16 protein-coding genes and 1 tRNA gene are annotated in these 19863 nt (G+C 68.9%); 7 read left to right on the forward strand and 10 right to left on the reverse strand.

The features are described 5' to 3' along the window. Nucleotides 1-87: 87 nt before the first annotated feature. A complete protein-coding gene (locus ABZ345_RS19135) occupies nt 88-912 on the forward strand; it encodes a murein transglycosylase (protein ID WP_359849988.1) in 825 nt (274 codons plus the stop codon). Between the two features lie 182 nt (nt 913-1094). On the opposite strand, the gene ABZ345_RS19140 is transcribed toward ABZ345_RS19135, so the two are convergent. After that, nucleotides 1095-1778 carry a hypothetical protein gene (locus tag ABZ345_RS19140; protein WP_359849991.1) on the reverse strand — a complete coding sequence of 228 codons (684 nt, stop codon included), beginning with the start codon at nt 1776-1778 and terminating at the stop codon, nt 1095-1097. Between the two features lie 143 nt (nt 1779-1921). Beyond that, nucleotides 1922-5092 (reverse strand): PDZ domain-containing protein, encoded by a 3171-nt coding sequence (locus ABZ345_RS19145; protein ID WP_359849994.1) that lies wholly within the window; start codon nt 5090-5092, stop codon nt 1922-1924. Nucleotides 5093-5267: 175 nt separating this feature from the next. Between ABZ345_RS19145 and ABZ345_RS19150 the strand changes: the two genes are divergently transcribed. Then, nucleotides 5268-6422, forward strand: a complete 1155-nt coding sequence (locus tag ABZ345_RS19150) for a transposase (protein ID WP_359849997.1) — start codon at nt 5268-5270, stop codon at nt 6420-6422. A gap of 94 nt (nt 6423-6516) precedes the next feature. On the opposite strand, the gene ABZ345_RS19155 is transcribed toward ABZ345_RS19150, so the two are convergent. From ABZ345_RS19155 to ABZ345_RS19170, 4 genes are all read right to left on the reverse strand, one after another. Beyond that, a complete protein-coding gene (locus ABZ345_RS19155; RefSeq protein WP_359849999.1) occupies nt 6517-7452 on the reverse strand; it encodes a MazG family protein in 936 nt (311 codons plus the stop codon). Further along, entirely contained in the window at nt 7449-8390 is a 942-nt protein-coding gene (locus ABZ345_RS19160) for a hypothetical protein (RefSeq protein WP_359850002.1), read from the reverse strand. Before ABZ345_RS19160 ends, ABZ345_RS19155 begins: the two co-directional genes overlap by 4 nt. Before the next feature lie 14 nt (nt 8391-8404). Then, nucleotides 8405-11956 (reverse strand): transcription-repair coupling factor, encoded by a 3552-nt coding sequence (gene mfd / locus ABZ345_RS19165; protein ID WP_359850005.1) that lies wholly within the window; start codon nt 11954-11956, stop codon nt 8405-8407. Between the two features lie 103 nt (nt 11957-12059). After that, nucleotides 12060-12470, reverse strand: coding sequence for a RidA family protein (locus ABZ345_RS19170; protein WP_359850007.1), 411 nt, complete (start codon nt 12468-12470; stop codon nt 12060-12062). 71 nt (nt 12471-12541) lie between these two features. Here ABZ345_RS19170 and ABZ345_RS19175 point away from each other — a divergent pair, with 71 nt between their 5' ends. Next, the gene (locus ABZ345_RS19175) at nt 12542-13069 is read left to right on the forward strand and encodes a DUF4291 domain-containing protein (protein WP_359850293.1); all 528 of its coding nucleotides are present in this window, start codon (nt 12542-12544) and stop codon (nt 13067-13069) included. A gap of 7 nt (nt 13070-13076) precedes the next feature. Continuing rightward, entirely contained in the window at nt 13077-14183 is a 1107-nt protein-coding gene (locus ABZ345_RS19180; RefSeq protein WP_359850010.1) for a PQQ-dependent sugar dehydrogenase, read from the forward strand. Here the strand turns inward: ABZ345_RS19180 and ABZ345_RS19185 are convergent. From ABZ345_RS19185 to ABZ345_RS19200, 4 genes are read right to left on the reverse strand one after another with little or no spacing between them, the layout of a single operon-like run. Continuing rightward, the gene (locus ABZ345_RS19185) at nt 14167-14595 is read right to left on the reverse strand and encodes a MarR family winged helix-turn-helix transcriptional regulator (protein WP_359850013.1); all 429 of its coding nucleotides are present in this window, start codon (nt 14593-14595) and stop codon (nt 14167-14169) included. The genes ABZ345_RS19180 and ABZ345_RS19185 overlap by 17 nt on opposite strands. Continuing rightward, entirely contained in the window at nt 14592-14996 is a 405-nt protein-coding gene (locus ABZ345_RS19190) for an SRPBCC family protein (RefSeq protein WP_359850016.1), read from the reverse strand. The genes ABZ345_RS19185 and ABZ345_RS19190 overlap by 4 nt, the downstream gene beginning before the upstream one ends. Before the next feature lie 43 nt (nt 14997-15039). Next, nucleotides 15040-15639: a TetR/AcrR family transcriptional regulator gene (locus ABZ345_RS19195; RefSeq protein WP_359850296.1), complete on the reverse strand. Its 600-nt coding sequence runs from the start codon at nt 15637-15639 to the stop codon at nt 15040-15042. Nucleotides 15640-15663: 24 nt separating this feature from the next. Further along, complete coding sequence (locus tag ABZ345_RS19200) at nt 15664-16614, reverse strand: acyl-CoA desaturase (protein WP_359850019.1); 951 nt, start codon at nt 16612-16614, stop codon at nt 15664-15666. A gap of 196 nt (nt 16615-16810) precedes the next feature. Between ABZ345_RS19200 and ABZ345_RS19205 the strand changes: the two genes are divergently transcribed. From ABZ345_RS19205 to ABZ345_RS19215, 3 genes are all read left to right on the forward strand, one after another. Next, on the forward strand, nt 16811-17950 hold the full coding sequence (locus tag ABZ345_RS19205) for an alpha/beta fold hydrolase (RefSeq protein ID WP_359850022.1): 1140 nt from the start codon (nt 16811-16813) through the stop codon (nt 17948-17950). 88 nt (nt 17951-18038) lie between these two features. Beyond that, nucleotides 18039-18109: transfer RNA gene (locus tag ABZ345_RS19210), tRNA-Gln, on the forward strand. Between the two features lie 32 nt (nt 18110-18141). Further along, nucleotides 18142-19830 (forward strand): GGDEF domain-containing protein, encoded by a 1689-nt coding sequence (locus ABZ345_RS19215; RefSeq protein WP_359850025.1) that lies wholly within the window; start codon nt 18142-18144, stop codon nt 19828-19830. Nucleotides 19831-19863: the final 33 nt, after the last annotated feature.

Below are 19863 nucleotides of genomic sequence, written 5' to 3' on the forward strand. Positions count from 1 at the left end.
CTCACCTCTATGTCCAGCCGCCATCAGTGCCGGTTTCATCACGCTTCACTCCGTCGCCCCCACGGCTGAGCACGTAGCCTGGATCGCGTGGTCCCGCCGCCGCCCGTGAAAACCCCAGTCCGCCGCCCCAGCTACGGCAACGTGTTCGGCCGCGTCGTCCTGGTGCTGCTGCTGATCGTCGTGGTGGCCGCGGGCGCCTGGGCTCTAGGCGCGCTCAACCGCAAAGACGCCGCTCCGCTGGGCCCGCCCCCGTTCCTGGTCCCCATCCAGGAGGTGGAACCAGGCGCCGCCGCACCGGGCAGCGCCGCGGCACCGGGCACGACCGCGACGGCGGACGCCAACCCGCTGGCCGACTGGGCGACCCGAGTCGCCTCGAAGACCGACATCCCGCAACGCGCGCTGCTCGCCTACGCCGCCGCGGACGTGGCTATGCAACGCGAGTCACCCGCCTGCCGGATCTCCTGGGCCACCCTCGCCGGCATCGGCAGGGTCGAGTCGCACCACGGCAGCATCAACGGCTCCCGTCTGCAGGACAACGGCCTGCCGTCCCGCCCGATCATCGGCATCCCGCTCAACGGCTCCGCGGGAGTCCGGGCGATCCAGGACACCGACGGCGGCCGCCTGGACGGCGACACCGCGTGGGACCGCGCGGTGGGCCCCATGCAGTTCATCCCCGGCACCTGGAACCGGTGGGCCAAGCGGGCAGCGGGCGACGGTCAGCCCGCCGACCCCCAGAACATCGACGACGCCGCCCTGACGGCCGCGCGTTACCTCTGCGGAGGCGGCGCCCGAGACCTCGGCACCGGCCAGGGCTGGTGGGCGGCGGTCATGGCCTACAACAACTCCGTGGAGTACGGCCAGAACGTCTTCAGCGGAGCCGACGCCTACGCCAGGGCGAGCGCCGCCCAGTAACGCAGAAACGGGGCAGCGGCGGACCGCTGCCCCGCAGGCCGGGTGACCCAGGGGGACGTGGGCCGGTCAGTCGGGGCGACCGGCTCAGGGGCAACACCCAACCCCGCACTGCACACACACCATCTGTGCGTTCTGAAGACTGAAGGAAGTTGGGGCCTGGCGGAATGAGCCCCAACCCCCTCTCAGGCCCCTGCCGAGGGCGCGGAGGACGTGGACGAAACCTCGGCAGGGGAAGGCAGCGGCAACTCCAGGCTCGCGCCGACGGAAACCTCACCGGAAGGCTCTTGCGGCACAGCCGGCTGCGAGGGCAGCGGCTCCCCGCGCTCACAAGGCGGCGCGGGAGTGGTGGTGGGCGGAACCGGATCCTCGGACCGAGGCGCCGAAGGCGTCGGGGTCCCGGTGACCGGCCCGGCAGGCTGAGAAGGAGCAGAAGTGGCGGGCGGCTCCAGCACCGGAGGCGCGGGCACCACAGCCGAGGACGAGGTGACCACCGGCGGAGCCGAGTTGTCCGAAGTGGACGGAGGCACCGGTTCGGTGGGCGACTCCTCGCCCGGCCCGGGCGGAGGCTCGTTCCGCCCGGCGGCAGGCGGCTTGGTCGAAGTGCTCCGCACCGTCTCGGTCACCGTGGACACGGCCACCCGAGTCTGAGTGGCCAGCCGAGCGGCCCGAGCCTCCCGAGCCGCCCCCTCCATCACCACGGTCTCCGTGACGGTGGACAACGACGTCTCGGTCGCGAACGGCTCGGTCCACCACTGCGACGTGGGACGGACCGGTGGCGGCGCGGCCAGTGGCGCGTCGTCGGGTGACCCCGTCAAGGCGATCAGCGCGAACATGCCGCCCAATGCCAGGAAGGGCACGACGACCACGGCTCCGAAGCATCCACGACCGCTGCGCGGCTCATCTCGATGACTCATCTGGGACACACCCCCGAACGGTGACAACTGTTCCATCTGGTTGATCGTCCACATGGAACAGTCCGTCACAGTTCTTTAGTCACACGATGGGGTGTTCAACTCAGCGGAGGCAACTCCGGAGCGTGAGCAGCAGGCGAAGATGAAAGGCTTTCCAGGGCCAACGAAACGGCCTTCTCCAGCTGCGGGTCGCGCCCGGAAACGCGGTCGGACGGAGACATGACCACCTCGATGTCCGGGTCGACACCGTAGTTCTCCACCGCCCACCCGTGGCCCTTGAACCAGGACGCGTACCTCGGTTGGGTGACCATGGTGCCGTCGACGAGCGTGTAGAGCATGTCGATACCGATGACACCGCCCCACGTCCGGACCCCGACGACGGGTCCGATCCCGAGCTCCTTGATGGCCACGTTGACGATGTCGCCGTCCGAACCGGCGAACTCGTCGGCCACCGCCACGACCGGCCCGCGGGGCGCGTCCTGCGGGTACGACTCGGACGCGGTGTACCCACGAGCCACCGACCAGCCGATGACCTTGCGACCGAGCTTCTCGATCACCAGCTGGGAGGTGTGCCCGCCACCGTTCTCCCGGACGTCCAGCACGAGAGCCTCGCGCGCCAGCTCCACCCGCAGGTCGCGGTGCAGCTGAGCCCACCCCGCACCCATCATGTCCGGCACGTGCAGGTATCCCACCCGGCCACCGGACTGGGCATGAGTGAACGCGCGACGGTTCGCGACCCAGTCGTGATAGCGCAGCGGCTCCTCATCAGCCAGCGGCACCACCACGACCCGACGCAACTCGCCACCACCACCGGGCCGCACGGTCAGCTCCACGGGCTTGCCGGCAGTCCCCACCAGCAACGCGCCCGGACCAGCCAGCCCGACCGGACGCCCGTCAACGGCCACCAGAGCGTCACCGGCGCGCACGGCCACTCCAGGAGCAGCCAGCGGCGAACGGGCGTGCGGGTCAGACGTCTCACCAGGGATCACGCGGCCAACGACCCACGCGTCCCCGTCACGCACGAGATCAGCCCCGAGCAGCCCCTGACGACGAGAGGCGGGCACCCGCGGCGACTCGCCCCAGACGTAAGCGTGCGAGGTGCCGAGCTCGCCCTGCACCTCCCACAGGAGATCCACCAGGTCGTCGTGGCTGCCCAGCTGGGCCACCAGCGGCCGGTAGCGGTCCAGCTCGCCCTGCCAGTCGACACCGCCCATGTCGGTGCGCCAGAAGTGGTCGCGCATGAGCCGCCCGTTCTCGGCGTACATCTGCGCCCACTCGGCGGCCGGGTCGACCACGACCCGCACGCGCGCCAGGTCGACCTCGACGCAGTCCGACGAATCGTCGTCGACCTTGCTGTCCGACGGCACGACCCGCAGGTCACCGCGGTCCTCGATGACCATCCGCTTGCCGTCACCGGACACCGCGAACGCTTCCGCGCTGTCCGCCAGGCACTCGGTCTTGCGCTTCACGAAGTCGAAGCGCTCCAGCACCGTGCGCGGCGGTCGCGCCTCCGGAGAGGCCAGGTTGTCGCCCAGCACCCCGAGCAACGGCCGGCGCAACCACAGCAGTCCACCGCGGGCAGCCTTCAAGCTCACGTACTCGGCAGCCGCCACGGGCACAGGCACGACACGATCGGCAAGGCCCTCGACGTCGACCCGAGTGACAGAGGCCTTCTCGTCCTCGTCGTCGGAGTCCTTGTCATCGTCACCGACCGGACGCCCGCCGTGCATCGGGGCGAACGGCGACGGCGTGGTGGCGGCCAGCGGCACGAGGTGCGGCCGGCACCCCGTGGGGAACGACAGGTCGAACACGTGCGCGTCGTACACGGGGTCGAACGTGCGGATCGACAGGAACGCCAGATACTTCCCGTCCTCCGTGAACGAAGGCGCGAAGTCGGCGAAGCGCAGCGGCGTCACGTCCACAACGGACAGATCAGACGTGTTCACCATCTTGATGTGCCGCAACGGAGTCGGCCCCGGATGCGACCACGCGAGCCAGGCGGAGTCAGGCGAGAACGCGAGATGCGTGACGTGCGCGTTGGCCCCGGAGACGACCTCGCGAACCTCGCCGGAAGCGATGTCCACCAACAACAACCGGCCGTCGTGCGTGGCAACGGCGGCACGCGAGCCGTCGGGCGCGGCGGCCAGCGACATGACCCGGCCCAGCTGCCCGGCGGCAACGCGACGCGCGGTGTTGCCGGGCTCCACACCACCAACGGGCGCGATCTCCAGGGCTTCCTCGCCCTCGACATCGGTCACCCACACCACGTGGTCGGTCTCGCCGAGCACCTTCGGCAGCCGCGCACGGACGTCCGAGCGGTCGGACAACGCGCGCACGGGCCCATCGCGATGCGTCACCCAATGCACGGAACCGCGAACTTCAACGACGGAAGCGCGGCCCGTGTGGTCGACGCTGAACGACTCGATGTTGCCGGAAGCCTTGACGTGGTGCGGTTGCCGGCCGGTGCGCGGGCCACCGAGCTTGATGTCGAGCTTGCGCAGGTCCGACAGGCCCTCCAGCAGCCACAGCTCGCCGGCCTGGTGGAAGATCACCCGCGAGCCGTCGCTGGAAGCGTTGCGCGCGTAGAACTCCCCGGACGTGTGGCGGCGCAGGTCGGACCCGTCCGGCAGCACCGAGTACACGCTGCCGACGCCCTCGTGGTCGGACAGGAACGCGATGCGCCCGTCGACCCACATCGGGTTCGCCAGCGTCGACTTCAGATCACCGAGAATCCGTTCGAACTCGCCGCTCCCGGTGAGATCGACCCACAGCTTGCCCGCCGTACCGCCGCGATAACGCTTCCAGTTGGCGGGTTCCTGCATGTAGCTCGACGACGTGACGACCTGCCCGTCCGGACCGAACGAGACGTCGTTGACCCACCCGAACGGCAGCACTTCGGACGGTCCGCCGTCCAGCGGAACGGCGTGCGCCTGCTTGCGGTTGCGGGACATCTGCCCGGTGGTCGACACGGCGAGCACTCGCCCGTCCGGCGTCCACCCGGACACGGCCGTGCGGCCCACACCCCAGTGCGTCAATCGGCGCGCGGGACCACCGTCCACAGGCGCCACCCGCACCTCGGGCGCACCGTCGACGACGCTGGCCCACGCCAGATGCGTGCCGTCAGGGGAAAACCGGGGCGAGCGGGCCGGTACCTGGTCGGCGGACGCGCGCCAGGCCCTTCCTCCGTTGACGGGCGCGAGCCACACGTCGTCCTCGGCCACGAACGTCACCAAGTCACCGCGAAGGTGCGGATACCGCAGGTAAGTCACGAGATCGACGTTAGCCCACCGTCACCGCCCGGCGAAGCCGACGTAGCAATCCTGGCCAGCAACATACGTTTCTCGACACCGCAGTGTCCTGGCCTGAGAGGACGCTGCGGTGTTGGTCTGGCGCTGCCTCCACCCACCTGATCACATCGAACACATGTTCGGTACAGTCGATGAGGTGAAGCTCGCCGTGCAAGTGAAGCTGCTTCCGACCGCCGAGCAGACGGCGGCGTTGCGGTCGACCCTGCACACGTGCAACGACGCCGCCGATGCTGTGTCACAGATGGCATTCGAGACGGGCGTGTTTCGTGAGTACGCGTTGCGCAAGCCCACCTACGCTGCGGTGAAGGCGCGGGGGCTGGGTGCGCAGGCCGCCCAGCATGTGATCAAGAAGGTTGCGGACGCCTACACGTCGCTGCACGCAAGCATCCGCAACGGCAACCTCGGCCCTGCAGCCGCCAAGCGACGTGTGAAGGCGGAATCGAAACCAATCAGGTTCCGGTCTGACGCGGCGCAGCCGTTCGACGACCGCTGCTTGTCATGGCACCACGACGCAAACACGGTGTCGATCTGGACTGTCACGGGTCGGGTGAAGAACCTGCGATTCACCGGTTCACCGGATCAACTCCAGATGCTGCGGGAGTATCGGCGGGGCGAAACTGACCTGGCGTACAGGAACGGCAACTGGCTCCTGATCGCCACCTGCGAGATCGAGGAGAAACCCGTGTTCGATCCGGTCGACTGGGTCGGCGTCGATCGGGGCATCGTGAACCTGGCGACCACCAGCGACTTGGACAACTTCCAGGGATGTCGACTGCGACGCTATCGCCGCTGGCACGCGCGCATACGCGCCGATCTGCAGGCCAGACGGACGAAGTCGGCGCGGCGACGGTTGAAACGCCGCAACCGGCGTGAAGCACGGCACGCGACACACCTGAATCATCGGATCGCCAAACAGATTGTGGCTGTTGCCGAACGCACCGGTCGCGGTATCGCCCTGGAGGACCTGGGCGGTATCCGCGATCGGGTCACGGTTTCCCGGCACCAGCGAGCCACACTCACCGCCTGGCCGTTTCACCAACTCGAACAGCACATCCGCTACAAAGCTCGGCGCGCCGGGGTGCCAGTGCTGACCGTGGACGCCCGTTACACCAGCCAGATGTGTCCGCGATGCAGGCACGCTGAACGTGCCAACCGTCCCAGCAGGGACCAGTTCTGCTGTCGCCGATGTGGTCTCGCTGGACCCGCCGACGTCGTCGCCGCCGTGAACGTTCGAAACCGGGCACGGTCGGTGTGGGTACACGTCAACGTGCCCGACCCGACAGCTGTTTGAACAGCCGTCGGTAGATGCGGCCCGGACACGCGCAGCCAGCCGTGCACGAGGAACGCGAACAACGCCTGGAGGATCGAGCCCTGAGCCCGGCCTCTCAGAGCCGAGTGGTTGACGAGGGCCAAAACCTCCGCCAGTCCTCAGCTGCCAGCGAATCCACACCTTCGGCCCTGGCCTTGGCCTCCGCCTCGCGAACGTTCGCGGCGAAACGGCGACAGATCTGGCGAAGCTCTGTCTCCGGGTCGTCGCCCGCGAGCTTCGACAGCGCGGTCACGGCGAACAACGTCGTGCCCGTGTCGTCGCCCTCGGGCAGCAGGTCGACGGGCAGGCCCGCGCGTTTGGTGCGCTGCACCAGCTTCGCGGCCAGCGCGACCGCGGGCTGACCGAGCGCCACACCGTCCACACTGGACTCGCGCTGCTTCTCGACCTGCTTGAGCTCCTCCCAGCGGTGCTGCTGCGAGGTCGCGTCGTGCACGGCGGGGTCGTGGCCCTCGAAGACGTGCGGGTGGCGGCCGACGAGCTTCGCGACCAGTTCGGACGCGACGGCGTCGACGTCGAACGGATCTTCGGGATCCTCGGCCGCGACCCGAGCGTGGAACAGGACCTGGAGCAGGACGTCGCCCAGCTCCTCGCGCATCGCCGCGCGGTCGCCGTCCTCGATCGCCTCGAGCAGCTCGAAAGTCTCTTCGACCAGGTACTGGCGCAACGACAGGTGGTCCTGCTCGGCGTCCCACGGACACCCGCCGGGCGAGCGCAGCCGGTGCATCACCGCGGCCGCGTCGAGCAGAGCGGCTCCCATCGGTTCCGGCGTCGTGATCACCTCGGCGTCCGGGTACGCGTCCGCCGAGGTCGTGATCACCACCGCGCCGTCCTCGACGACAGCCGGCGCCGGCCCGTCGACTCCGAGCGGGGACCAGAACTCCAGCGGCACGCCCTCGCCCGCGTAGACGGCCTTGGCCGTGCGCAACGCGGGCAGGGCGGCAGCGGGCAGCACGGCGTCGAGCCGCTCGCTCAGGACGATGACGGTGATCAAGACTTGTTCTTGGCCGCGGTGACGCCGACGAACCCGGCCCGCTCCCCCGCGTTGCCCACGACGGTCGCGTCGGTCGGGTCCCACACGCCGTAGCGGGGGTTGACCTCGATGTCCAGGTCTGCGGCCAGGAACTGGGCGATGCGCAGGCCGAACGCGGCGAGCAGACGCGGGTCGATGCGCTCGGACAGGTCGTCCTCACCGGGCACCGGCGAGACCTTGTTGCGCTCCTTGACCAGCGCGACCATCCAGCTGGACTGCTGCTCGTCGGCCGGGAAGGCGACGACGGTGCCGGGCTTCACGCCCCACAGCGTGGTGTGCACCAGTGACGGGTTCTCGGTGACGCGGACCCTCTGGTTCGTTGCCGACGCCTGCTGACCACCGGTGGTGCGCGGGGCCTCCTGGATGAACCGCGACATCTTCGAGGCGTCGGCCGCGACCTCGGCGGCCTTCTCCTTCGCTTCCTTCGGGTCCTTGCTCTGGAAGAAGTCGATCACGACCTCGAGCGTGGAGAGGTTGCGCTTCGCGAGTTCGCCCATGACCAGCACGTCGCGGGTGCGGCGTTCGATCGTGGAGGCGTCCTGCTCGCTCTGCTTGGCGGCGGCCTCGGGGCCGCCCTTCTCCTGGATCGCGTCGTACACCTTGGTCCCGTCGACCGTGATGTTCTCGCGCTGCGCCGCGTAGTCGGCGATCTTGTGGGTGATCTCGTCGGCCAGCACCAGGCGCGACACCTGGTCCAGCTTGCCCTGGTCCTGCATCTGCTGGGCCGCGGGCTCCTTCTTGAGCACCGTGATGGTGCGTCCCTGGACGGTCTCCAGGTTGATCGCCTGACCCCCGACGATCGCGGCCGAGCCGGCCTTCGCGGGACCGGTGGCACAGCCGGTGGCCAAGAGCGCCACAGCAACACCGACCAGCGAGAAACGCTTCAGAACAGTGCTCACGAGGATCTACCCTCTCACGCCGTGGTGACCGGGGTCACGGGAGTCCCCGCCAGTGAGTCGAGGAACGCACCGCACCAGTCCAGCAGCTCCTGATCACGCAGCTGCGGTGCACCCATCCGGCCGCCTGCCGCTCCCTCCGTCGGCCTAGGCACGGTGATGGTTCCCATGGCCTGCTTGTAGACGGCTTTGGGGAACAACCGGCGCAGCCTGACCAGTTGCGAGTCGAGCAGCTCGAGCTTCGCGAACCGCACGTTCTGGCCCATCGCGATGACCTCGGTGACGCCGTGGCGGCGGCACGTGTGGCGCAGGCGGGCGACGCTGAGAAGGCGCTCGACCGGTTCCGGAGGCGTGCCGTAGCGGTCCTTGAGCTCGTCCCAGACGGCCTGCAGCGCCGGTTCGTCCGAGGCGGCCGCGATCTTGCGGTAGGCCTCGAGACGCAGGCGCTCGCCCGGCACGTACTCGTGCGGGATGTGCGCGTCGACCGGGAGATCGACGCGGACCTCGGCGAGCTCCTCCTCTTCGGCGCTTTCGGCTCCCGCGTGCCTGCGGAACGCCTCGACGGCCTCGCCGACGAGCCGCACGTACAGGTCGAAGCCGACACCCGCGATGTGACCGGACTGCTCGGCGCCGAGGATGTTGCCGGCGCCGCGGATCTCGAGGTCCTTCATCGCGACGGCCATGCCCGCGCCCAGCTCGGTGTTCTGGGCGATCGTGGCGAGCCGGTCGTGCGCGGTCTCGGTCAGCGGCGTCTCCGGCGGGTACAGGAAGTACGAGTACCCGCGCTCGCGGCCGCGGCCGACGCGACCGCGCAGCTGGTGCAGCTGCGCGAGGCCGAGCAGGTCGCCGCGCTCGACGATCAGCGTGTTGGCGTTGGAGATGTCCAGGCCGGTCTCGACGATCGTGGTGCAGACGAGAACGTCGTACTCGCGTTCCCAGAAACCCTGGATGAGGTGTTCGAGCTTGTCCTCGTTCATCTGGCCGTGCCCGGTCACGACCCGTGCCTCCGGCACCAGCTCGCGGATGCGCTTCGCGGCCTTCTCGATCGTCGAGACCCGGTTGTGCACGTAGAAGACCTGGCCGTCGCGCATCAGCTCGCGGCGGATCGCGGCACCGACCTGCTTGTCGTCGTACGCGCCGACGTAGGTGAGGATCGGGTGCCGTTCCTCCGGCGGGGTCAGGATCGTCGACATCTCGCGGATGCCGGCGAGCGACATCTCCAGCGTGCGCGGGATCGGCGTCGCGGACATGGTCAGCACGTCGACGTGCGTGCGGAGCGCCTTGATGTGTTCCTTGTGCTCCACGCCGAACCGCTGCTCCTCGTCGACGATCACGAGGCCGAGGTCCTTGTACCGCACCGTTTTCTGCAGCAGCCGGTGCGTGCCGATCACGATGTCGACCTCACCGTCCGCGAGGCCCGCGAGGGTCTGCTGAGACTCCTGCGGGTCGGTGAAGCGGCTCAGCCCCTTGATGTTCACCGGGAACTGGCGCATGCGCTCGGCGAACGTGTTGAGGTGTTGCTGGGCCAGCAGCGTCGTCGGCACCAGCACGGCGACCTGTTTGCCGTCCTGCACCGCCTTGAACGCCGCGCGGACCGCGATCTCCGTCTTGCCGTAGCCGACGTCGCCGCAGATGACGCGGTCCATCGGCACGGACCGTTCCATGTCGGCCTTGACCTCGTCGATCGCGGCCATCTGGTCCTGCGTCTCGGTGAACGCGAAGGCGTCCTCCAGCTCGCGCTGCCAGGGCGTGTCGCTCGCGAACGCGTGGCCGGGGGCGCTCTGCCGGGCCGCGTAGAGCTGCACGAGCTCGGCCGCGATCTGCTTGACCGCCTTGCGCGCCTTGGACTTCGTGTTCTTCCAGTCGCTGCCGCCGAGCTTGTTCAGCGTCGGCAGCTCGCCGCCGACGTACCGGCTGACCTCGTCGAGCTGGTCGGTCGGGACGAACAGCCGGTCGCCGGGCTGGCCGCGTTTGCCGCTCGCGTACTCCAGGACCAGGTACTCGCGGGTGGCTCCCGCGACCGTGCGCTGGACCATCTCCACGTACTTGCCGATGCCGTGCTGCTCGTGCACCACGTAGTCGCCAGCCTTGAGCGCCAACGGGTCCACCGCGTTGCGCCGCTTCGACGGCATCTTGCGCATGTCCTTCGTGGACGTGCCGCCGCGGCCACCGGTCAGGTCGGTCTCGGTCAGCACGACCAGCGCGAGGTCCGGCAGCACGAAGCCGTCCTCGAGCGCACCGCGCACGACCGTGACGGTCTGCGCTTTCGGTGCCTCGTCGAGGGATTCCACGTGGACAGCCGCGATCTCGGCTTCCTTCATGCGTTCCACGGCACGCTGCGCGGTACCGGCGCCGGGGACCACGAGCACCGCCGCGCCACCGGTCGCCGTGTGCGCCTTGAGGTCCGCGAAGGCGCGATCGACATCGCCCTGGTAGGCCTCGACGGGTTTCACGTCCAGGTGCACGACGTCCGGCGCGTCGGTCGTGAGCTGGCTGAGCGTCCACCACGGACGGTCGTTCGCCTTGGCGTGCTCGGCGATCTCGCGGATGCTCTGGTACGCGCTGCGGCCGAGGTCGATCGGCGCCTTGCCGCCGGCCGCCGCGGCCATCCAGGAGGCTTCGAGGAACTCCTGGCCCGTGCGAACGAGGTCGGCCGCGCGGGCCCGGATCTTCTCGGGGTCGTTGAGCAGGACGTGGGTGCCCGCTGGCACGACCTCGGTGAGAAGTTCGAGCTCGCCGGGGCACAGCGCGGGGATGAGCGCCTCCATGCCCTCGACCGCGATGCCGTTGGAGATCTTCTCCAGCATCTCGACGAGGTGGGCGTCGGACCGGTGCTCCTCTGCCAGCTCCTGTGCGCGCAGCTTCACGTCCTCGGTCAGCAGCAGCTCACGGCACGGCGGCGCGACGAACTCGACGATCTCGTCGGGCAGCGACCTCTGGTCCTGCACCGAGAACGGCCGGATCTCGCTGACCTCGTCGCCCCAGAACTCGACGCGGAACGGGTGCTCGGCGGTCGGCGGGAAGATGTCGAGGATGCCACCGCGCGTCGCGTACTCACCGCGCTTCTCGACCATGTCGACGCGCGTGTAGGCGTTCTCCGCAAGCCGCGTGATCAACTCGGCGAAGTCCTGCTCCTCACCGGTCTTCAGGTGCACCGGCGTGAGGTCGCCCAGGTCCGGCGCCATCGGCTGGATGAGGCTGCGAACCGTGGTGACGAGGACCCTGATCGGGATGCCCTCGGGATGCTTGAGCCGCCGCAGCACCTGCAGCCGCGCACCCACCGTGTCCGCGCGAGGCGACAGGCGTTCGTGCGGCAACGTCTCCCAACTGGGGAAGAACGCGACCTTGTCCGCGCCGATCAGATCCTTGAGGACGTTGGTCAGCTCCTCGGCTTCCCTGCCGGTGGCGGTGACGGCCAGCACGGGCCGGGCGGTGGACAACGCGGCGGCGACCAGCGGGCGGGCAGCCAGCGGACCGTCCAGCTCCAACTCGGGAACGCCGGCGGAGTCGATCAACGTGCGGAGGGCTTTGTCGGGCAGGACACCATCGAGCAGGCCGAGCAGCGGCATGTGAGAAACCCCGTCGAGTGCGGAACGCCAGACAGACCCCTGCCTGGGACGAGGGGTCTCACCACCCACCATAGCTCGTCGCGCGAACCCTTATCGGGTGGCTCTAGCGGGTCTGCGGCAGGGCGGCGGTGAGGTCGACCTCGACGAGCTGACCTGGGAATCCGAGCTGGGCCACGCCGAGCAGAGTGCTCGCGGTCGTGAAGGCTTGACCGATCGCGGAGTCGGTCAGCCGTTGCCAGGCCTCGGCCAGGACCGCCCGGTCGGAGCTCACCACGTACACGACGGAACGGACGACGTGGCGGGGTTCGGCACCGGCCGCGGAGAGGGCTGTCAGGGCGTTCGCGGCGACCTGGCCGATCTGCGCGCCCAGGTCGTCCGGGCCGACGAGTTGGCCGTCCGGGCCGATCGGGCATTGGCCGGCCAGATAGGCGGTCCTGCCGGCCTCGACGATCGTGACGTGGTGGTAGCCGGGCGGTTCGTGCAGCTCGGCGGGGTTGATGCGAGTGATGTCCATGCGGGTGACCGTGTCACGGCGAAATCGGCTCGCTCCAGCGAATATCGAGCAGTCACCCTGTGTGCGTGCAGATGAGAGAGATCCGGGCTGACTACGACGATCAGTCCATCGTTGTTTACCAGGCATATTCGCCTGCCATTGCGGTTGCGGCGGTGGAAGCGCAGCGGTTCGTGCCGCCGTTCAGGATGGAACGGATGACGTGGATCAAGCCGTCGTTCCTCTGGATGATGTACCGCTGCGGGTATGCGCGGAAGGAAGGCCAGGAGCACGTGCTGGCCGTGCGGATCACCCGCGAGGGGTTCGACTGGGCGGTCTCCCACGCCGTCGAGAGCAACGTCAAGGGCAAACCTGCGGTGCGCGTGCAGTGGGATCCGGAACGCGGCCTGAACCACGAGGCCCTGCCGCACCGGTCCATCCAGATCGGCCTGACGCGCGAGGCCGTGGACATGTACGTCAACGAGTGGACGGTCAGCATCACCGACGTCACGCCGTTGGCCAGGCAGATCCACGAGAAGGTGCGGGCGCTGGACCTCGACGGAGCGCGGGCGCTGCTGCCCGTCGAGCGGCCTTACGGAACCTCCACGGCACAAAACGCATAGTTAGGACATGCGCGCACTCGTTGCTGTGTCGGTGCTGCTGGTCGCGGCCTGCTCCACGCCGGAACCGGGCGGCAATGCGCCGTCCAAGGCACCGGCGCCGCAGGGGCTCAAGGTCGAAGAGGTGGCCGCGGGGTTCGAGCACGCGTGGGACATCGGGTTCCTCAAGGACGGCTCGATGCTCGTCACCGAACGCCCCGGCCGGATCAAGCTCGTCAAGAACGGCCAGGTCACGCCCGTCGAGGTCGACCTCGGCGACGTTCAGGTGCGGGGTGAGGGCGGCCTGATGGGGCTGGTGATCCACCCCGACGGCCAGCGCTTCACCGCCTGCTACAACACGGCCAGGGACGTGCGGCTGGTGACGTTCCGGCTCGACGGCACCAAGGCGACGAAGACCACGGATCTCGTCACCGGCATGCCGTCCAACTCGAGCGGCAGGCACTCAGGGTGCCGGCCCACGCTCGCGCCGGACGGGACGATGTTCGTCGCCACGGGCGACATCGCGCAGGGCCGCAACCCGCAGGACAAGACCAGCCTCGGCGGCAAGGTGCTGCGGATCGACGCCGAGACCGGCGAGGGCGCGAAGGGCAACCCGTTCGCGGGCAGCAGCAACGCCAACGAACGGCGGATCTACACCTACGGGCATCGCAACGTGCAGGGTGTCGTCGTGAGGCCCGACTCCGGCCAGGTGTTCTCGAGCGAGCACGGGCCGGACGTCGACGACGAGGTCAACCTGCTCAAGGCCGGGGCGAACTACGGGTGGGACCCGTCCAAGGGCGGCACGCAGGGCGGGTACGACGAGAGCGTGCCGATGACCGACCTGAAGCGGTTCCCGGACGCGATCCCGGCGGTGTGGTCGTCCGGGTCGCCGACGGAGGCGATCTGCCAGGCCGCGTTCTGGAACGGCAAGCTCGCGATCACCGCGCTCAAGGGCTCGAAACTGCTGCTGTTCACGCTCGACAAGGACGGGAAGGTGCAGAACGTCGCCATCCCCGAGGAGCTCAACGGCAAGTACGGACGGCTTCGGGCCGCCCGCACCGCACCGGACGGGTCGCTCTACATCACGTCGTCGAACGGCACCAACGACAAGCTGCTCAGGCTCACAGGAGACGTGTGAGGCCGCGGACGAACGCCTGCTGCTCGTCGCCCAGCCCCGCGAAATAGGCGACGTCAGCGTCCTCGACGTCCTTCATCGCGGCGGCCACCAGCGCCCGGCCCGCCGAGGTCAGCTCCAGCAACCGCGCCCGCGAGTCGGACGGGTCGACCGAGCGCGTGACCAGCGAACGGTCCGCGAGCTTGCGCAGGACCTGCGAGGTCATCATCGGGTCGGTGCCCGCCTGCTCGGCCAGGCGTTGCTGCGACGGCGCGCCGCTGTGGCCGGCCAGCCACCACAACGACGCGAGCAGCACGAACTGGACGTGCGTCAGGTCGTGCGGGGCCAGCGCCGCCCGCATTGCCCGCTGCCACGCGAGCGTCACCCGCCACAGGAGAAAGCCCGGTGAGTCGTCAGGGCCGGAGAACCGCGTCACGACGCCAATTTCACCAGCGCCTCGACCGCGTCCGGAAAGTCGGCCGTCACAAGAGGCCCGAGAGTCTGCGCCTCGGGTCCCTCGATCACGACGGAATGCGTGACGCGGACACCGTCAGACAGCTGCTCCACGCGGTGCGAGAAACGCAGCAGCGCGCCCGGCACCGACGTCTCGTCCACAAAGCCGATGCCGGGATCCACGGACGTCAGCGTGAACGGGATCGCGCCCTGGCCCTCGATCGTCATCGTGCCGCTCGACCCCTCGGCGAACGGCCCGGTCAGCGTCACGGACTCCAGGCTCTCGTCCCACTCCGTCCATCTGGACACATCGCTCCAGAGCGCCCACACCGTTTCCACGCTCGCCGGACCTTCGACGCTGTGCTCGTACTCGAATTTTGTCATGCACACATATTATATGCGCGCTTACTAAAGCGCAACGGGCAACTCATGTGCGACTGCGCAGACGGGGCTTGTGCTCCATCGCCGAGAGGCCGTTCCAGGCGAGGTTGACCAGGTGCGCCGCGACCTCGTCCTTCTTCGGCTTGCGCGCTTCCAGCCACCACTGGCCGGTGAGGGCGACCATCCCGACCAGCGCCTGCGCGTACAACGCGGCGAGCTTGCGGTCGTAGCCCTGCTTGGCGAAGTGGACGCCGAGGATGTGCTCGACCTGCGACGCGATGTCGTTGAGCAGCGACGAGAACGTCCCTGAAGACGAAGCGACGGGCGAGTCCCGCACCAGAATGCGGAACCCGTCCGTCGAGCCCTCGATGTAGTCGAGCAGCGCACAGGCGGCGTGTTCCAGCAGCTCACGCGGGTGGCTGCCGCCGTCCAGCGCTACGACGATCTGATCCATCAAGCGCTGCATCTCCCGGTCGACAACGACGGCATAAATGCCTTCCTTGCCACCGAAGTGTTCATAGACCACAGGCTTCGACACGCTCGCGCGATGCGCGATCTCCTCGATGGAGGTCGCCTCGAAGCCCTTCTCCGCGAACAGTGCCCGGGAGACGTCGAGGAGCTGCTCTCGCCGTTCCTTGCCCGTCATCCTGACCCTGGCCACCGAGTCAGCCTACGGGTGCTCCTTCTTGACGCTGATCCTGGCCAGGCGCTGCTCGCTCGGCCAGCGCACGTGCGTCGCCCAGCCGAGCTTCTCGAACAGCCAGATCAGGCGGGCCGAAGTGTCGATCTGACCGCGCTTCACGCCGTGCCGCGCGGAGGTCGGGTCGGCGTGGTGCAGGTTGTGCCACGACTCGCCGAACGACAGGATCGCCAGCGCCCAGACGTTGGCGGAACGGTCGCGCGCCGCGAACGGCCGGTCGCCGACCATGTGGCAGATCGAGTTGACCGACCACGTGACGTGGTGCAGGAACGCGACGCGGACCAGGCCGGCCCAGAAGAACGCCGTGACGCCGCCCCAGACGGACCACGTGATCAGGCCGCCCAGCACACCGGGCGCCGCGAGAGAGATCGTCGTCCACAGCACGAACAGCTTGTCGACCCACACGATGTCCTTGTCGGCCATCAGGTCCGGGGCGAAGCGCTTGTGGTTGGTCTTGTCGCGCTCGAACAGCCAGCCCATGTGCGCGTGCCAGAAGCCCTTGGCCAGCGCGGCGGGGCCGGTGCCGAACAGCCACGGCGAGTGCGGGTCGCCCTCGCGGTCCGAGAACGCGTGGTGGCGGCGGTGGTCGGCCACCCAGTCGATGACCGGGCCCTGCAACGCCATCGAGCCCGCGATCGCGAGGCCGATCTTCAGCGCGCGGTTGGCCTTGAACGAGCCGTGGGTGAAGTACCGGTGGTAGCCGATCGTCACACCGAGGCCGGAGAGGTAGTAGAAGGCGACGAAGAGCGCCACATCGACCCAGCCGAGGCCCCAGCCCCAGGCGAAGGGGACGGCGGCCAGCAAGGCGAGGAAGGGAACGATGACGAACACGTACACGCCGAGCTGTTCTGCGTGGCCGCGCTGCCCGTCGATCAACGGCTTCGGCCCCTGGTCGGTGGACCGGTCCATCGTCCTGGTCATACGGATACCTCTGGGGGGTTCGGGGGGCGTGTTCAGGGGTGATGTACCTACGCAACCGTAACTTACGGAAGCGTAGGTTAGGTCAGCCTGCTTTCGCCAGGGGCCAGGAGGAAACTCGCGGAAACTCACGGCCAGTTCTCAGCTTCGTCACGCTGTGTCGCATGGAATCGAGACCAGGACCCGGCATCATCGGATGATGGCCAGACGCAAGATCATCCGGATCACCGTGACCTCGCTGCTCGCCCTGCTCGTGCTGGTCACGGCCGCTCTGGGCGGTATCGGCTGGTACTACAGCGGTGAGCTGCTCGAACCCGACCCGTGGTCCGCGCAGTACCCGGACACGGCGCTGGGCAAGGACGACAAGAACGTCGTGCTGGCCGAGTCGGTCGCGAGCGTGCAGCGCGGCACGCTCGGCCTCATCTGGCCGGGCGGCACGGCGAAGGTCGGTGACATCGCGACGAACAAGGACGGCCACGTCGAACGGCCGCTGCTGGAGGGCAACGCACCGCCGGACGGCACGAAGGTGCGCGTCGAGACCGCTGTCTACGAAGGCGACCCGAAGACCGCGCTCGGTCTGGCCTACAGCGAGGTCGGGGTGCCCGGCGAGCTCGGGAACATGCCCGCGTGGTTCGTGCCCGCCGCGAAGAACGACACGTGGGTCATCACCGTGCACGGGCGGGGCGCGAAGCGCGAAGAAGCTCTGCGCGTGGTTCCTCAGCTCCATGCCGCAGGATTGCCCGTTCTGCTGATCACCTACCGCAACGACACCGGTTCGCCCGCGTCCCCGGACGGCCTGTACCACCTCGGTGACACCGAGTGGCACGACGTCGAGGCCGCCATCAAGTACGCGCAGACCCAGGGCGCCAAGAAGATCGTGCTCTACGGCTGGTCGATGGGCGGTGCGATCGTCGGCCAGACACTGGCCCGCTCCGGCGTCGCGGCGGCGGTCAACGGCGTCGTGCTCGACTCCCCCGTCACGAACTGGACGCAGACGCTGAACCTCCAGGCGCAGAACCGGGGCGTGCCGACCTGGCTCACGCCGGTCGCCGAGCTCGTGTCCGGCTGGCGCGCCGGCATCGACTTCGACCGGTTCGACCTGGTCCGCAACCCTCCCGCGCTCAAGCCCCCCACGCTGCTCTTCCACGGCTCCGCGGACACCACGGTCCCGACCCAGTCCTCGCGCGACCTGGCGACCGCGGCGAGCGGGCTCGGGTGGCCGCTGCAGTACGTGGAGATCCCCGGCGCCGACCACACCTCCGGGTGGAATGTGGCGACCGACACGTACCGGGATGCGCTCGCGGACTTTCTGACCAGGTCAATCGGTGCAAAGCCGTGATCTTGAGCTGAGCCGGATGAGTGGTGGTTGGACAAGAAGAGGACGTCTCGTGACAACATGTGCGCAGGGCGGGCGCGAGTTCGCCCATTCCGCCATGGTGTAAAGGCAGCACCTCTGATTTTGGTTCAGATGGTCCAGGTTCGAATCCTGGTGGCGGAGCAAGGGCCTTGAAGGGCACGGGGTCTCGGTCTTTGGGAGGTGCGAAGCTGCCCGAGGAGACGGTCGACGAGCAGGGCAACGTGGGCCACCGACACCACGAGATGTCCGACGCGTGGCTGGTGGGCCGCGCGAGCGAGCTTGTCGCCGTGGCCCAGAGCAGCCACCTCGCCGCGCAGCTCGAGGCGGCGTCGGAGATCGACCACATACTGGCCGAGGCGCAGGGCCGCGGTGAGCCTCGCATCGTCGCGCAGCTGCTCAGAGCCGCAGCCGTGGTCCGGCTGGTGACTCCCGGACTGGTCGACATGTCCGACCCGCAGCTCGACGAGATGCTCGCCCACTGCCGCCGCCACGGCCTGATCGTGCTGGAGGCGGACGCGCGGGCGTTGCGCGGCCGCCGGTTCCTGCTGGGCAACGCCGAGGACAAGGCGCTGACCGAGATCGCGTCGGCGCTGGCGATGATGCTCGACGAGGAACCCGAGCCCGACCCGGTGTTCGACAAGCGGACGTGGGACCAGCTGCTGGCCACGACGCTGCAGGACATCGCGCTCGTGCTGACCCAGCTCGGCGTCTACGAGATGGCGGACGACGTGCTCGCCCGCGCGCACAACGCGCTGTGGGAGAGCGGTCAGCCGCACCAGATCTACGTGCACCTGGTGAACCGCACGCGGCTGCGGATCGGCTGGGGACTGCGACTCGAACGTGTGAACTTCCACGACCAGGCGCAGGAGCAGTTCTCGTTCGCCGCCGGTCTGGCCGAGGCCGCCGAGGTGCCGTTCCGGCAGTCGCTGCACCCCGGCCGCCGTGACCTCGCCGCGGCCGAGCAGGTGCCGATCCTGGGTGCAGCGCAGGCGTTGACGCACCCGAGCGAGGACCACCTCGACCGGCTGTGGTCGTTGCGCGGCCTGTCGATGTACGCGCGGGAGCTGATCATCGTCGCGATCGCGCTGGCCAGGTGCCTCGTGAAGGCGCACCGGCTGGACGACGCGCTGAAGGTCCTCGGCGACACGCGCACGCAGATGGAGCACGACACGTCGGAACCGTCGCTGGTGCTGTCGCTGGAACGCGAGTACGCGCACCTCTGCGGCCCGCACACGACGTCCGCGCTGGAGGCCTACAACTCGGCGCTGGAAGCCGAACTGTGGGCGATGCGCGAGTCCCGCGTGGCCACGTTGACTACGCGACGCGAGCACGAACGGCTGACGCGCGCGCACGGTGCGATAGCGCAGCAGGCCTTGCAGGACCCCCTCACCGGGCTGCCCAACCGGCGCGCGCTCGACGACAAGATCGGCGAGCTCATCGCCGGTCAGGTCGACCCGTTCTCCATCGCGCTGGTGGACCTCGACGGCTTCAAGGGCGTCAACGACCGGCATTCACATGCCGAGGGTGATGATGTTCTTCGGGTGATTGCCAGCACACTCCGGCAGGCGTTGCGCGGCGACGACATGGTTGCCCGCTACGGCGGCGACGAGTTCGTGGTGCTGCTGCCCGGAGCCCCTCTGCACGCCGCGGAAGCAGCACTCGGCAGGGCCGTGGATGCGGTGGCAGGCTTGCCAATCGACCTCTCCCGCGGCGTCACGCTGTCGGTCGGCGTCATCTCGCTGCGCCCCCGTGAAACCGCGAACCAGGCCCTGTCGCGGGCCGACTCGGCGATGTACGTGGCGAAGCGTCAGGGCGGCTGCCAGGTCGCGGCCGTGGCGGGGGAGCCGTCCGCGGAGGCTTAGGCTGGTCCGCGGACTTCGAACCACCCAGCCTGT

This window comes from Lentzea sp. NPDC005914, assembly GCF_040629405.1.
Taxonomy (GTDB): Bacteria; Actinomycetota; Actinomycetes; order Mycobacteriales; family Pseudonocardiaceae; genus Lentzea.

Coding starts and splice junctions, on each gene's coding strand:
- mfd (WP_359850005.1), bottom strand. CDS start 11,956: ATGCCGCTGCTCGGCCTGCTCGATGGTGTCCTGCCCGACAAAGCCCTC.
- ABZ345_RS19170 (WP_359850007.1), bottom strand. CDS start 12,470: ATGGACATCACTCGCATCAACCCCGCCGAGCTGCACGAACCGCCCGGC.
- ABZ345_RS19175 (WP_359850293.1), top strand. CDS start 12,542: ATGAGAGAGATCCGGGCTGACTACGACGATCAGTCCATCGTTGTTTAC.
- ABZ345_RS19180 (WP_359850010.1), top strand. CDS start 13,077: ATGCGCGCACTCGTTGCTGTGTCGGTGCTGCTGGTCGCGGCCTGCTCC.
- ABZ345_RS19190 (WP_359850016.1), bottom strand. CDS start 14,996: ATGACAAAATTCGAGTACGAGCACAGCGTCGAAGGTCCGGCGAGCGTG.
- ABZ345_RS19195 (WP_359850296.1), bottom strand. CDS start 15,639: ATGACGGGCAAGGAACGGCGAGAGCAGCTCCTCGACGTCTCCCGGGCA.
- ABZ345_RS19200 (WP_359850019.1), bottom strand. CDS start 16,614: ATGACCAGGACGATGGACCGGTCCACCGACCAGGGGCCGAAGCCGTTG.
- ABZ345_RS19205 (WP_359850022.1), top strand. CDS start 16,811: ATGGCCAGACGCAAGATCATCCGGATCACCGTGACCTCGCTGCTCGCC.